At 36.6% G+C, this 15,102-nt stretch carries 14 protein-coding genes; 6 read left to right on the forward strand and 8 right to left on the reverse strand.

Annotation, left to right across the window (positions count from 1 at the left end):
* Positions 1–3 precede the first annotated feature (3 nt).
* The 5 genes from TEGAF0_RS05340 to TEGAF0_RS05360 all read right to left on the reverse strand — a co-directional run bounded on the left by TEGAF0_RS05340 (position 4) and on the right by TEGAF0_RS05360 (position 5,829).
* Positions 4–1,188, reverse strand: coding sequence for a glycosyltransferase family 2 protein (locus TEGAF0_RS05340; RefSeq protein WP_264900672.1), 1,185 nt, complete (start codon positions 1,186–1,188; stop codon positions 4–6).
* Positions 1,189–1,203: 15 nt separating this feature from the next.
* Entirely contained in the window at positions 1,204–3,366 is a 2,163-nt protein-coding gene (locus TEGAF0_RS05345; protein WP_264900673.1) for an exopolysaccharide transport family protein, read from the reverse strand.
* Positions 3,367–4,116: a TolC family protein gene (locus TEGAF0_RS05350; protein WP_346347633.1), complete on the reverse strand. Its 750-nt coding sequence runs from the start codon at positions 4,114–4,116 to the stop codon at positions 3,367–3,369.
* Between the two features lie 103 nt (positions 4,117–4,219).
* The gene (locus TEGAF0_RS05355) at positions 4,220–5,317 is read right to left on the reverse strand and encodes a sugar transferase (protein ID WP_272501743.1); all 1,098 of its coding nucleotides are present in this window, start codon (positions 5,315–5,317) and stop codon (positions 4,220–4,222) included.
* Positions 5,318–5,433: 116 nt separating this feature from the next.
* Positions 5,434–5,829 carry a response regulator gene (locus TEGAF0_RS05360; RefSeq protein ID WP_264900675.1) on the reverse strand — a complete coding sequence of 132 codons (396 nt, stop codon included), beginning with the start codon at positions 5,827–5,829 and terminating at the stop codon, positions 5,434–5,436.
* A 101-nt stretch (positions 5,830–5,930) separates the two neighbouring features.
* Between TEGAF0_RS05360 and TEGAF0_RS05365 the strand changes: the two genes are divergently transcribed.
* Genes TEGAF0_RS05365 through TEGAF0_RS05390 form a run of 6 tightly spaced genes read left to right on the forward strand, consistent with a single transcriptional unit; the run spans position 5,931 to position 12,353 of the window.
* Positions 5,931–6,737, forward strand: a complete 807-nt coding sequence (locus tag TEGAF0_RS05365) for a glycosyltransferase family 2 protein (protein ID WP_264900677.1) — start codon at positions 5,931–5,933, stop codon at positions 6,735–6,737.
* Positions 6,731–7,195 (forward strand): MaoC family dehydratase, encoded by a 465-nt coding sequence (locus TEGAF0_RS05370; protein WP_264900678.1) that lies wholly within the window; start codon positions 6,731–6,733, stop codon positions 7,193–7,195. Before TEGAF0_RS05365 ends, TEGAF0_RS05370 begins: the two co-directional genes overlap by 7 nt.
* Position 7,196: 1 nt before the next feature.
* Positions 7,197–9,002: an acyl-CoA dehydrogenase gene (locus TEGAF0_RS05375; RefSeq protein WP_264900679.1), complete on the forward strand. Its 1,806-nt coding sequence runs from the start codon at positions 7,197–7,199 to the stop codon at positions 9,000–9,002.
* A 32-nt stretch (positions 9,003–9,034) separates the two neighbouring features.
* On the forward strand, positions 9,035–10,009 hold the full coding sequence (locus TEGAF0_RS05380) for a Gfo/Idh/MocA family protein (protein ID WP_264900681.1): 975 nt from the start codon (positions 9,035–9,037) through the stop codon (positions 10,007–10,009).
* 14 nt (positions 10,010–10,023) lie between these two features.
* Positions 10,024–11,430, forward strand: coding sequence for a sugar transferase (locus tag TEGAF0_RS05385; protein WP_264900683.1), 1,407 nt, complete (start codon positions 10,024–10,026; stop codon positions 11,428–11,430).
* Between the two features lie 5 nt (positions 11,431–11,435).
* Positions 11,436–12,353: a hypothetical protein gene (locus tag TEGAF0_RS05390; RefSeq protein ID WP_264900685.1), complete on the forward strand. Its 918-nt coding sequence runs from the start codon at positions 11,436–11,438 to the stop codon at positions 12,351–12,353.
* Here TEGAF0_RS05390 and TEGAF0_RS05395 read toward each other — a convergent pair.
* The 3 genes from TEGAF0_RS05395 to TEGAF0_RS05405 form a co-directional block, all read right to left on the reverse strand.
* Complete coding sequence (locus tag TEGAF0_RS05395; protein ID WP_264900686.1) at positions 12,350–13,033, reverse strand: 2-C-methyl-D-erythritol 4-phosphate cytidylyltransferase; 684 nt, start codon at positions 13,031–13,033, stop codon at positions 12,350–12,352. The genes TEGAF0_RS05390 and TEGAF0_RS05395 overlap by 4 nt on opposite strands.
* A gap of 3 nt (positions 13,034–13,036) precedes the next feature.
* Positions 13,037–13,984 carry an isoaspartyl peptidase/L-asparaginase family protein gene (locus tag TEGAF0_RS05400; protein WP_264900687.1) on the reverse strand — a complete coding sequence of 316 codons (948 nt, stop codon included), beginning with the start codon at positions 13,982–13,984 and terminating at the stop codon, positions 13,037–13,039.
* A 126-nt stretch (positions 13,985–14,110) separates the two neighbouring features.
* Positions 14,111–15,100, reverse strand: a complete 990-nt coding sequence (locus tag TEGAF0_RS05405) for a bifunctional heptose 7-phosphate kinase/heptose 1-phosphate adenyltransferase (RefSeq protein ID WP_264900689.1) — start codon at positions 15,098–15,100, stop codon at positions 14,111–14,113.
* Between the last annotated feature and the right edge of the window lie 2 nt (positions 15,101–15,102).

Here is a 15,102-nt window from a genome sequence, read left to right on the forward strand (position 1 = left end):
AAATTATTCAGTTTTTTTATCAGCATGAAAATGTTTGGTAGCAACAGATCTTTTATTGGCAGAACGAACGCTTAACAATGAGAGAACCTGGTAAAAAATAAATTTAGGGATACCCCACAGGGATTTATATATCTTGGCATCTGTATTGCTTAATAGTAGAGACATCATAAATCCTCCAATAAAAACAAGATAACCCAATCCCCAAATCAAAGCCAAAAAGGGATTTAAAATCAAATTCAACAACAAACAGAATAATCCCAGCAACAAAAAAATAAACAATGGGGGTCTAAGTAAAATCAGTCCAAATAAAAACTGGTTCCAGCTTAATCTTGTTATTCCTTTTGCAGTTAATCCAAAACCAAATGTAAAATATCTGAACCAAGTATTAATCCATCTTGCCCGCTGGTTTACCAGCTGATCACTTTTTGATGTTTTCTCATCATAAACGATAGCATGTTCGGCAAAAGCAATTCGATGTCCCCTGCTAACAATTTCCTTTTGCAAAACTTTGTCAAAGCCGGCCCCGGTAATATCCAAATGACCCAAACATTGCTTGTACAAGGATGTTGTAAAAGCCATGCCAGAACCAGCAAGTGTAGCGGAGGAGCCAACATTAAACAAAACTTTGCCATCATAAAAATGATAGTAAATATCCCGGGCGCCATCTAATGCTGCATACAAAGTGTCTAAATTTTTTGCATCTCTCACGCCCTGTACTGCTTTAAAACCTAAATCAAAATATTCATCCAATGCCTTCAAATATCCGGGATCAACCAAATTATCGCTATCGATAATGGTTAGTCTTTCATGGGGTCGTTTAAATCTATCAATAGCATAAAAATGAGAGCGGGTATTACTGGACAGGGTTTGCTCAGGACGCAAAATGACTACTCTTTCATCTTCAAAATGAAGACCAGAAATATCACATTTATCTGCAACAATATAAATTAGAAAATTACTGTAATCCAATTTTAACAGGGAAGCAACAACAGATGGTATTAAAGTTGTTTGCTCGTAAGCTGTCACAATAATTGCATAATCCGCTTCCTTGTTTTCGTGTGTTTTGAATTTTCTATTATTAGCTGTGATGGCATATATCAGGAGCAAAAAAAAGGGCAGAATTAAATTATACCCAATAGCAATCTGAAAGAAAGCCCATACAAATTCGAGAACGAATTGGATAGTCATTTTGAAGCAATTAAATTATTTAGGAATCTTGTTAAGGCGATTGATAATTACTTTATTCAATGCCCAGCCGGCAAACTGTTCACCCAAATCGTAGAGATATTGAACACTTTGTTTCTTCCCGTTTTTGATAGTTGCTCCCGCTCCAAAAATGGCAACTACTTTATCTGCCAGCACAATCCACTCTCTTGACTTATTCAACTTATCCATGGATGGTGCTTCAATAATAATTATATCAAAAACATCTTTCAGGTAAGCTAATTTAGGCTTCACTATTGATTCATCACAAAATTCAAAGATGGAAGTATCGCCCCCCCTATTTCCGAGCACACTTATTTTACCCTCTTTAATAACTTCACCGAGCGTTATTCTGTTTTTAAGATAGTCTTCCAGATACATATTGGAACTGGTAGTTTCGCTGATGGTAGGCTGATCAAAATTGCCGTCAATTACGAGAACACGTTTATTAACCATTGAATATGCATAGGCAAGGCCTAATGAAATAAGGGTCTTACCTTCGCCAGCATTTAGACTGGTAACTACCAGTACTTTTTGATTTCCCATTTCCCGCTCAATTTCAAAACGGAGAGAACGAAGTAAATTTTTAAATGCAATGGTTATTCTGTTTCCTTCCCCATTCTTCCACAGATTAGTTAAATCGAGCATTGAAGTGTTGATATAAGGCAAATAAGCCAGAACAGGCAGATTTGTCTTGTTAGCCAACTCTGTTGCATTTTGTATACTGTCATCTAGATAGAAAATCACAAATAAGGCAGCTAAACAAAAAACAAAACTGATAATTCCTGCCAATGCAACCAGTAATAATTTTTTAGACGGTTGAGCCGGCCCCGGCATAGCAAGTTCTATTTGCCTTAACTGTACCGTCATACTAGACTCAAGAGAAGTTTGATTGAATCTATTTTGAATATCTAGGTACTCTTTACCAGCAACATCAACAGAACCCTCATAGCTCTGAATAAGAGCTTCATGCGGAACTAGCATGTCAAATTTTTCATTGAGTCTTCGCAATTCAGAACTCAGTGGATCAATACTACTTCTAACCTGATCCAATGCAATTTCCAGATTAAGCTTCTGCTGTATAAGTAATTGCTTATTGGCCAAAGGGCTAACCAATAAACGGTCAGTGGATTCCAATACTTTAAGCTCCAGATCAGTTCTCAAAGAATCTTGTTTCTGTTTTATCCTTGGATCAAAATTGCTTTTAACCAAATCGTTGGTTACCTGTCGCAATTTTTCCCTCGTGGAGATGACCGACTGATTTACATCAACTACCACACTTTCCAGATAACGGCGATCCTGAGGACTGAATTTTCTTTCAATTCCTTTAATGGCTCCTTCATACGCCTCCACATCTTTTTGTGCAACTTGTAACCTAGATTCAAAATCCGCAATCTGCATATACAGGCTCTTTGCCTGTTCATTCAGATTTAAAACCCTGTTTCTGATTTTATAGTCTCTCAACAAACGCATTTTGGCATTCATTGAATCGTACTTTTTCTTCATCAGCATATCTAAAAAGTTCACCGCTTTTTGCTGGTTCCCTTTGATATAATTACTGTAAAAATCAACAAACTCTGAAATCAATGAATTAATTACAAAAGCTGATAAAAATGGATTTTCAGACTCGTATTCAAAATCAATAAAATCACTGTTATTAACACGGTAAATAATCACTTTTTTCTGAAGCGTGGGCTCGTCATAGCCCATCGAAATAAGCAATTGATTAATACCAAACTGATCCTTATCAAACAAAGACAATGGTTCTTTAGAAACAATATGCTTTTTGAAAACATCTAGTGCATGCGCCCGTGCCTCCGGCCCAATTTCAGTTAATAATTTACTGGGTTGTCTGAAAGGTTTATCACTGGTTAAATCGTGAACCATTAACTGAAAAGATACTTGGTCAAAAATCCTTTTCAACCGGTTCATTTCAATCAGATTACTGAATTGTTGAGAAATCTTATTATCATCCTGCGTCTTATTGGTTTCTAAAAATTGTTGGGATTGATCAACAAGTCCTGTTGAAATTCTGGATCTTGATTTAAACGTGTCTGGAAGCTTTCTTACAAGAAAATAGGTAATAAATACGGCAATCATTGGTACAATGAGCAGTATATATTTCCGCTTGTATAACAGTAATAAAAACTTCTGTAATTCCATTTACTTAATCTCTTCCAATTTTTTCCCAACCAATTCTTCCAAAGCATTTTTTGCAATCAGGACTGCACTTTCAGCATCAATTATCTTTTGCCTTTGATCAGCATTTTGAATCATCACTTTAGTGAAATTCTCCAATGTCTCCTCTCCTCTTTCGTACTTGAATTTGAGTTGTTTATACAATGCCTCAATATCAATTGCATTCTGATTTTGAACTTTTAATACAGAGAGTGTTTGCATATACCTGAAATAACGATTCTTGACATCGGTTTCAAGCGTTATTGCATATTGTTCAGCTGTTAACTGCGCAATTGCCAGCTCTTCTCTGGACTGTCTGATGACAGTTGGCTTTTGAATAATATTGCTAAAATTGATAAACAATCCTATCTGTACCCCCGTTAATGTGGCATTGGTTAAAGTAACCGATGTACTAGGGCTGTAAAAAGCGGATAATGTAAAAAAGTCGAACCAGGAAAGCTTGGCTTTTTGCAAATTGTAATTAGCAAAATTAACCCGCCTTAGATTAGCTTTCATTAACGGATAATTTTGCTTTGCTGTAAAAATCAATTTTTCCAAAAAAGGATAAGATAGCTCTGGTATCATAGATTCCTGGGCTTGCATTCTAGTTGAAGCGCTAGTCAGTAATCCTATGGTAAAAAGAAAACAAAACAGCCATTGCCTGATAACGGATACCCTCACTTCTGAAAGAAAGCTGGATTTAGGGTAATTTATATCTAAACCAATGATTTTCATAAAGATTAAAGATAAATAATATAGCTAAAACCGAAGGTTTAGATATCCCCACTTTATTCAAACTGAGGAAGCAGCCTAAATGAAAAAAAAGAAAATAGTTGGATTATACAGATTCTTTTTGTAATAAAGCTGGTATTGTTCTGAGAATCAACTTGATATCGTACCAGAAACTATGATTTTCTGCATATTTGTTATCGAGCATCAGGCGTTCTTCTTCTGACATTTCTCCCTTTCCTCTTTTCTCAACCTGCCAGAGACCAGTGATGCCCGCAGGGGCCATAAATCGCATGGCATATTTATCTGTAGTCAACTTCTCTGCTTCATAAAGCGGCAAGGGACGATTCCCTACAATACTCATGTCGCCAATGATAACATTCCAAAGCTGTGGTAGCTCGTCAATACTACTATTTCGAATGAATTTACCCACTTTGGTAATTCTGGGATCGTCTTTAAGTTTAAAAAAGGCGGAACCAGCTTTTGCTTTTTTACTTTCGCTGTATTGCTTTTCACACCATTGTATGGTGTCTGAATAAATAGGGAATTTACAACCTGTACCTGCTGCTTTACATTCATCACAAAGATATTCCTCCTCCACCTTATTGTCGGGTGCTTCCTCTGCTGCCGGGGCATATTGATTTAGGTGTTTCAAATCTTTCAGGCGCTTGTCTGCATTTACAAACATTGACCTGAACTTGTAGAATTTAAAGGTTCTATAACCGGAACCAACCCTCAGTGCGTAATAAAATATAGGACCTTTAGACTCCAGTTTCAGCAATATACAAACTGTGATCAAAAGTGGGGAAAGCAATATTAAAGCAAGGCTGGCAAAGAAAATATCAAAAACCCTTTTAATAAAAGGTGTTTTATATTTATGAAAGTCCAATACAGTATTGGTATGTTTTAAATCATTCCATTTCTCAATTAAAAAGGGAATACGTATTTCCAGATTCTCTTTATGAATAGGAAGTTTAAATACATCTGCTACTCCTGACTTAAGTGTCATTCTGATAGTGCTCTCGCTTAATTGCTGACTAACCAGAAAAAATGGAACATTGATATTCCTCTTATTTATCAGTGTCTCCAGTAAAGAAATCCCACCGATTCCTAATACTTCACTTTGTGAAACAATAGCAACAAGATTAAACTTACTTTTCTCCCACTCTGCAAAAAAAAGCAAGGGATTGGCAAAACGTTTGAGCATGCGCCCCCCTAGATTGGCCGACGAAAATGTATCAAATATGTTATCATCACAATTAAGAAAAATGATAACCTGGTCTTGGGGAGGGACTGTTGTATTCATTAGGCCTTTAAATAAAGTTATTTTCTGATTCTACGCAAAACCACTCTTAATCTTGCTTCCAGTTCTTTAGGATTAAATGGTTTTACCAGATAATCATCCGCACCTGCTTCCAAGCATTGGATTATCATTTCAGAGCTTTCTTCACCTGATAAAATTATGATGGGTATTGCATTGAAAAAATCGCTAGCCCTTAGTTGCTTGGTCAATTCCAAACCACCCATAACAGGTGTATTTAAATCAGAAATGATCAAATCTGGCACATTGCCTTGCTGTAAAAAAGCCATTGCATCAACACCGTCTTTAAAAATTTCTACCTGATATAGTGCACTTAGGTATTTTTTTAAAATCAGCTGCATGGTCATCTCGTCTTCAACTACTACGATTTTTAATGTATCAGCGTTTGAGAATGCCATATTTTAAAATTTTGCTAATGTAAGAAATCTAAATATATTTAAATATATAAGCATCGAATTTAATAGAATTTAAATCCATTTCAGCACAATTATTATCCCCGATGAGACCCATATCAATTCCCCCCTATATTGAACAGCTATATAAGACGAATCCCAAAGAGATTGCAACAACTGCACTGATAATAGAAAGGTACAGCAAAATATCCATCCAACCGCCGGTGGTTTCAATCGTTATTCCAGCGTACAACGAAGAAGAAAACATTTTACAGACACTACTTTCTTTAAGTAATAACGAAACCCAATGGCCAGTGGAAATTATTGTTGTCAACAATAATTCAAAAGACCGCACAGCTGAAATGGTTACTGCAACAGGTATCACTTGTGTAAACGAACCCAAGCAAGGAATCACCAATGCAAGAAATGCCGGATTGGCTGTAGCAAAAGGAAAATATATTCTTAATGCCGACGCAGATACGATTTATCCAAAAGACTGGATAGAAGAAATGGTAAAACCATTGGCTACCAATGATAAAATTTGCTCTGTTTACGGTCGTTTCTCATTCATACCCATTGGCAATACAGGTAGATTCACCTATTTTTTCTACGAGTACTTTGCAGATTTAATGAGATGGCTAAACAGAATTTTCAGGGATGAAGCTATGAATGCATATGGTTTCAATTCTGGCTTCAAAAGAGAGCAGGGACTTGCCGTAGACGGATTCAATCACCCCCCAGGGACCAATGAAGACGGTTGGCTCGCACTGAAACTAAGAGAAAAGGGCTTTGGTAAATTGTACTACGTCACCAATATCAAAGCGCTGGTTTGGACTACCGACAGAAGGATTCAAATTGACGGCGGACTATGGAAGGGAACTTTGAAAAGGTTAAAAAGAATGCTGGGATGGTAAACAAACTTGTTGTATCAAAAAAGGAAGATTTGCTCAAACTTACCGGCACCAAATTGGGGCCAAGTGAATGGATTACTATTGACAAGCAAATGATTCTGGATTTTGCAGCACTAACCAGCGACAAACAATGGGTACACACAGATACAGAAAAAGCAAAAAAATGGCTTCCGGATGGTAAAATAATAGCTCATGGATACTTAACACTATCGCTTCTTTCCAACTTATTATATAGTCTTGTAGAAATCAATAATATCCAATCCTTTGTGAATTACGGGATGAACAAATTAAGATTTATCCATCCTGTAAGTGTCGATAGCAGCGTTAGACTCCGTGCTGAATTAAAGGAGGCAACCATTCAGGAAAATAGCACTATTCAAATCTTACTCAGCTGCACACTAGAAATAGAGGGGAAGGACAAACCCGCCTATGTTGCAGAACTCATCGCTTTAATTCAATAATATGGCTCCTTATACCAGTATGGAATTACTAAAATTCCTTTTATTCCATGTACACCCAGTGGAGAAACTTTTCGGCTACGAACGATTTGCGCACTTAAATAAAGAACAGGCCTGGATGATGATTGATTCTGCCAAAGCACTGGCCGATCAGGAAATGGCACCCTGTTTCAAGACAATGGATGAAACACCTGCATACTATGACGGGAATGGAAAGGTGATTACTCACCCGGCTTTAAAAAAAATCATCACAGCAGCAGCGGAGCAAGGTTGGATTGGCGGTAGTGCCATATTTGAACATGGAGGCATGCAGTTGCCAGAATTGATTTTTGGAACAGCACATCATATTTTTCAGGCAGCAAACAATGGGGTACAGGGATATCTGGGATTATCTGCAGGAGCGGCAGCATTAATAACCAGTTTTGGCACAATCGATCAACTAACGCAGTATGTCCCTAAAATTTATTCGGGAGAATGGCAGGGAACAATGGCATTAACTGAACCGCAGGCTGGTAGTTCACTCTCAGATATAAAAACTCGAGCTAAGAAAATATCAGAAGAACAATATTTAATAAAAGGACAAAAAATATTCATTTCAGCTGGGCAACACGAAGCCTGCGAAAATTTTGTACATCTTACGCTAGCCCGAATGGAAGGAGCTCCTGCAGGTGTAATAGGTATTTCATTATTTATTATCCCAAAATTCAGACCGAACCAGGATGGGGGATTAACTTATAATGATGTGTATTGCGCAGGAGATTTCCAAAAAATGGGACAACGTGGATATGCAACAACTCATCTATCATTTGGTGACAACGACGATTGTATAGGTTATCTGGTGGGAGAACCCAACAAGGGGTTGAATTATATGTTTCAGATGATGAATGGCGCAAGAATCAGCGTAGGGTTATCTGCTGCATCTGTTGCAATGGCTGCTTATCAATACGCACTTCAATATGCTAAAGAAAGGCCACAAGGTAGAAAAGCAGGAGAAAAAAATTTAGATGCTGCTCCTATTCACATTATTCATCATGCAGACATCCAAAGAATGCTACTTACACAAAAAGCAATTGCAGAAGGTTCCATCTCTTTGGGGCTTGAATGTAATTTGCTTTACGATTTATACCATGCCAGTAAAGGAGTAGAAAAAAAATCTTATCAGCTATTACTGGAAATATTAACTCCTATCGCTAAAACCTATCCTTCAGAACAAGGGAGCAGATCAGCGGCACTGGCTATTCAAACATTGGGGGGATATGGTTTCACCACCGACTTCCCAGTTCAGCAGCATTATCGCGATTTAAAAATCATGTCTTTATATGAAGGCACAACCGGCATTCAGGCGATTGATCTTTTAGGCAGAAAAGTAATGCTTGAAAACGGTCAGGCACTGGAATTGTTATTTGCGGAATTCAACAAAGAAATTGCCATTGCGCAACTTTCTCAGGAACTATCTGCTGAAGCTGAATTATTGGATCAGGAAATCTCAAGAATCAGATGGGTCTTAAATAAGCTTAAGCCAGTCGCAACGGAAGGAGATACAGCCAAGTACCTTTCAGATGCATCTGTTTTTCTGGAAATGATGGGATATGCAGTTATTGGATGGCAATGGCTGAAAATGGCCACAAAATCATTGGATTTATTGTCTTCCAGCAATCTTTCAGAAGAACAGCGATCATTTTATGAAGGCAAAATTCATGTTTGCCGGTTTTATTTCAAATACGAAATACCACATGCTGCCGCTTGTGCTGCCATTCTAACCAATGAATCAAGATTGACTTCTATTCAAAATTTCGACCTGTTCAATTGATTGGCTATATTTACGCATTATATTATTAATTTATGTTGAAAGTAGGCGTATTTGGTGTTGGGCACTTAGGTAAATTTCATTTAAACAACTGGAAAGAAATTGAAGGAGTAAAACTGGTTGGTTTTTTTGATCCCAATAATGAAAATGCAAAGGAAGTGGTAGAAAAATATGGTATCAAAAGATTTATGGACGAAGATAAATTGATTGATGCCTGTGACGCCATAGATGTAATAACTCCAACAACACTTCACTACGACATCTGCATGAAAGCGGTAAGAAAGGGCAAGCATGTTTTTGTAGAAAAGCCCATTACCCACACTTTACAGGAAGGCAAAGACTTGGTAAATATGGTGAGGGAAGCCAATGTAAAATTACAGGTAGGACATGTGGAAAGATTCAATCCTGCTTACCTCGCTATAAAGGACATGCACTTGAACCCAATGTTCATAGAAGTACATCGTCTAGCTCAATTCAATCCCCGTGGAACTGAAGTAAGCGTTATTCTTGATTTAATGATTCATGATATTGACATCATATTAAGTCTTGTAAAAAGTGATGTTAAAAATATTGCAGCCAGTGGCGTTGCTGTAATGACAGACACTCCTGATATAGCAAACGTAAGAATCGAGTTTAACAATGGTTGTGTTGCCAATTTGACCAGTAGCAGAATCAGCATGAAAAAAATGCGGAAAATCAGGCTTTTTCAGAAGGATGCATATATAGGCATAGACTTTCTGGAAAAGAAAACGGAAATAATTAAATTGAAGCAACCTGAGGATGAAAAAGCTTTCTCATTTGATATAGAAACGCCTAATGGTAAAAAAACAATTGCCATAGCAACCCCATCCATTGAGCCACTCAATGCAATAAAACTAGAGCTAAGTTCATTTGTAGACGCTATACTAAATAACAAACCCACAGAGGTAAATGAAATAGATGGATATCTGGCAATGGAAGTAGCGCATCAGATATTGGAAAAAATAAACAATACCAGCATATTGGTATAACTGAAGTTTACAATATGCAAAACAGGAAAAAGAATATCAGTTTATATATAGTCAGTGATTTTATTTTTTCTCTCGTTACACTTATTCTTTTTTTTCTAACCTATCCTGATCAGGAAAATCATTCAATCAAACTCTTTCAGATTGATGTAACCGGGCTGGAAACAATTTTCAAATTTCTTTTTGTTCCCCTTTACTGGATCGCATTTTATTTCATTACGGGTAGTTATAGCAGATCCCTTTACGATAAATCAAGACTAAGTGAACTAACTTCCAGTTTATTACACTCATTGTTTGGCGTATTAATATTATACATTATTCCGGGCTTTTCGCTAATACAACAAGCCAATCAGTTTTTTGTCTTTTTTATTCTTCAATTTATTCTGATTGTCAGTGGAAGAACCTTACTGCTTTTTCAAACAAAAAAAACGCTTAAAAGAGGAGAAGTTTTCTTCAAAACAATAATAGTTGGGAACAACATTAACGCAATCAAAATATACGAAGCATTAAATAGAAATTTTAAATATCTGGGATATAAAACAATAGGATTTGTTTCTGTACATAAAGAAGACACCAATAATGGCTTATCCAAATGGATGCCACATCTGGGCTCAACTAATCAAATCAAACAAATTGTTGATGAGCATGAAATAGAACGGGTTATTATTTCTATTGATAAAAAAGAACAAGAACTTATTGAAGAGATTGTCCGCATCTTAACAGAGAGAGAAATTGACATCAAATTAGTGCCTGATACAATTGATATATTGGCAGGTTCCGTAAAAACGAGCAATATACTGGGAGCATTGCTCATGGATATTCAAACAGCTACCATGTCGCCTGAAGAACAGCATATCAAAAGAATGATAGATATACTGGCTGCCATTTCAGGTCTGATTATCCTTAGCCCTATCATGTTATATATTTCAATCAGAACTTATTTAAGCTCGCCAGGTGGAGCAATTTATAAACAGCAAAGAATTGGTTATAAAGGGAACCCTTTCTTCATTTATAAATTCAGAAGTATGTATCTGGATGCTGAGAAAGAGGGTCCGGCTCTTTCCAGTGACGAAGATCCAAGAATAACTCCCTGGGGGAAAACAATGAGAAAATGGAGGCTAGACGAATTGCCGCAATTATGGAATATATTAAAGGGCGACATGAGCCTTGTAGGCCCAAGACCAGAAAGAGAAATATATATCAATCAATTGTTACAGGTATCACCATTCTACAGATATCTGTTAAAAGTAAAGCCAGGACTAACTTCCTGGGGGATGGTTCAATTTGGATACGCATCAAATATTGAAGAAATGATTGAAAGAATGCAGTACGACTTGATTTATGTTGAAAATGCATCTTTACTTTTAGATTTTAAAATCATGATGCACACACTGCGAATTATATTGTCAGGAAAAGGCAAGTAAATACATTGAGAAAAAGTATTGAAATATTGTCATCTAATGAAATTGATACAATCAAATGGAATTGGATTGTAAATAATTCAACCAATGGTTTAATTTATGCTCAATCAGCTTTTCTGAATCAACTTTCAGACAACTGGGCCGCAGTTATTATTGGAGATTACGAAGCCATTATCCCCATACCTTATAGAAAAAAATGGGGTATTGATTATGCATATACACCACCGTTTATGCAACAACTGGGACTTATCGGAATGTCAGAGGAGACACTGAATGAAACAATAAGAAAGAAAATCCAAAAAAAATTCCAATACGGAAGCATCTTACTTAACAAAGACAATACACTACTTGCCAACCAATTAGGTGCATTACCCAAGACGAATTTTTATTTATCTCTTCACCAACCCTTTACGGAATTGGAAAAAAAATTTAAAAGAGAAATTTCAAAAACAAGCGAAAAACTACTTAATAGCAAATGGGGGTATAATAAAAAAATCCACTTAAATGATTGTATTTCTTTATATCAGCAAATACAAGGATATAAAATGCCGCATATCAAAACGAATGATTATGAACAACTGATTCAACTTTGCAATCAGTCTACTAACAATCATCTTCAATATTTTGCCAGAAGCATACACAATCCTAATGGAGATCTATATGCTGTTTTACTGCTCTTAAAAGATAACAAACGAATCTATAATATAATTAATGCCAGTACCCCGGAAGGAAGAAAGGAAAATGCCAATTATCTTCTTTATTATGAATGCCTAAAGGAATTCAGTGAACAACAGCTCTTATTCGATTTTGAAGGTTCATCAATTCCAGGTATTGCTCGGTTTTACAGCAAATTCAATCCGTTAAAAGAAAGCTATTTCATATGGCATTACAATCGTTTGCCTTTTCCGCTATCATTAATTCCTTAATATATTTTTCTTTTTTGTAAAATAGATTCTGCCAATATTAAGTCAACAGGTCTTGTGATTTTGAGATTATCATAATCACCCTCTATCAAATATATTTTTTCTCCTGAATATTCTACAACCGTAGCTTCATCAGTAAAAATTTCCTGATAAGGCATATTAAACGACTTTATTAGGAGCTCCCCTTTAAAAGTCTGTGGAGTCTGAATAATCTTTATCCTGCTTCGATTGATAGCTGTATGATTAGAATGATCATCTAAAATACGAATACTATCAATTGCACTGACAGCAGGTATAGCAGAACCCATAAGGACCGTCTGCTCATAACAGGCTCTGATTAATGCAGGTGTAATCAGGCATCTTACCCCATCGTGTACAAATACAATTGAGTCCTTATTGAGCAAATTAACCCCATTTTTCACAGAGTGAAATCTGGTAGCTCCCCCTTCAATAATAGTAACTGAGTCTTCCTTACCCATTTCGGAAACAAGTATTTCCCCCTGCCTTATAAAGTCTGAGGGCAAAACAAGAATGATAGAAATATCATCAAATGCATCAAAAAAAGCATTGATTGTATACCAAAGAATAGGCTTATCCTTCAATAATAAAAACTGCTTAGGCATGGCTCCCCCCATTCGGGTTCCTGATCCTCCAGCAGTGATAATTGCAATTTTTTTAGTCATGATTTATTTATAGATAGCCACTATATTTTCACCAGAATTACTTTTTAGCCCACGATACATACCGGCACTATTAAATACCATAGCAGTATTACCATTCGCATCAATTCCAATCATTCCTCCCTCCCCTTTCATATTTACCAGCTTTTCATTCACCACTGTATTCATTGCTTCCTGCAGACTCAATCCCTTATACTCCATTAAACAGCTCACGTCGTAAGAAGCAACTGCTCTGATAAACATTTCCCCGTGACCAGTACAACTAATCGCACAGGTTTTGTTATTAGCATATGTGCCTGCTCCAATAATAGGACTATCCCCAATCCTGCCATATTTTTTGTTGGTCATGCCACCTGTAGATGTAGCTGCTGCAATATTGCCTGCTGCATCTAGAGCAACTGCACCAACTGTACCAAATTTTCTATCTCTCAGTAATTCTTCTAAATGATGATTGGTATGATCCAATGAATAATTATCAGAATCTCTGATTGCTTTCCATTGATCATATCTGAATTGTGAAAAGAAATAATCATCTGGTTCTAATTTAATGCCTTGTTGTATGGCAAAATCATTGGCGCCCTTTCCACTTAAAAACACATGATTACTATTTGTCATCACTTCTGCAGCCAATGAGATAGGATTTCGCACATTGCGAACTCCACAAATGGCACCCGCACCTAAAGTAGCGCCATCCATGATGGCAGCATCCATTTCCTGTACTCCTTTTTTAGTAAATACAGAGCCCTTACCTGCATTAAAAAGAACATTATCTTCCAGCACAATAATGGCTGATTTAACTGCATCAATAGCGCTCCCCCCTTTCTCAAGAGAGGCATAGCCACTATCCAATGCGTCCTGTAACACATTGGAATAAGCTTGTTCAAGTTCTGGAGACATATCTTTCTTCAGGATGGTTCCGGCACCACCATGAATCACTATTGTAAACTTTGACATTTATCTAATTTTCAACGAAAGTAAAAATTATGTTGTCGCAAAGATTCTAAATAATCAAGATGACTTTTAGATAGCATTGAATAAAAATATCAAATTGCTAATGAATCACTAATCACCTCCCAAAGACTAATTAGCCAATAAACGTTTACATTCATTAAGGAATCTTTCTTTTTCAATAGCAACAGTACCAACAGATTCACAGACAAGTCCACCTGCAATATTCGCCATGTCTGCTGCTAGTTGAATTTGCTTAGTAACAGCCATTACAAGAGACACTACTGCAATTACCGTATCTCCAGCTCCGCTAACATCAGCAATCTTCCTTACATGTGTAGGTATAATTGCGCTTTTTTGTTGATCCTGATAAAAGACGCCTTTCTCTGATAAGGTAATCAAAGAAATCTGATGTTGCAGCACTTCACGTAAAACATGGTGTATATGTTGCATCTTCTCCAGATTAACTTCTTCAATTGCCATATTCAATCCCTCTTTTACTTCTTTCAGATTTGGCTTAAATAGGGTTACATTTTTATAAGACAAAAAGTTTTTCTTTTTTGGATCTACTGCAGAAATAATCTTATGTCGATTACATAAATTAACTAGTTTTTCAATGAGACGGGTAGTAAGTACACCCTTATTGTAATCTTCAAATATGACAACACCAGGATGATAATTGTTAATATAAGCTTCTACATTCCTGATTACTGTTTCTTCAAGCCTTTCGTCAATTTCAGTTGTGATTTCGGAATCCAACCGCATCATCTGCTGGTTCCTCGACATAACCCTCATCTTATTGGTAGTAATTCTACCCTCTGCGCGAATGACAAATGAAGTATCAATAGACTGTTCGTTCATTAAATCTAATAAAGTCTGACCATCCGAATCATTCCCAATCACTGAAATAATTCCTGTTTTTGCACCCAGAGAAGCGGTATTCAAAGCCACATTGGCCGCCCCTCCTACTCTGCATTCCTTATGTCTCAATTCAACTACAGGAACAGGAGCTTCAGGAGAAATTCGTTCCACGTTACCCCACCAATAAGTGTCTAACATGACATCTCCAATAATCAACACCTGTGTGTTTCTGAAACTATCGAATAGCTGATCAAAATTCATGG

Origin of the sequence: Sediminibacterium sp. TEGAF015 (assembly GCF_025997995.1) — a bacterium.
Lineage (GTDB): Bacteria > Bacteroidota > Bacteroidia > Chitinophagales > Chitinophagaceae > Sediminibacterium.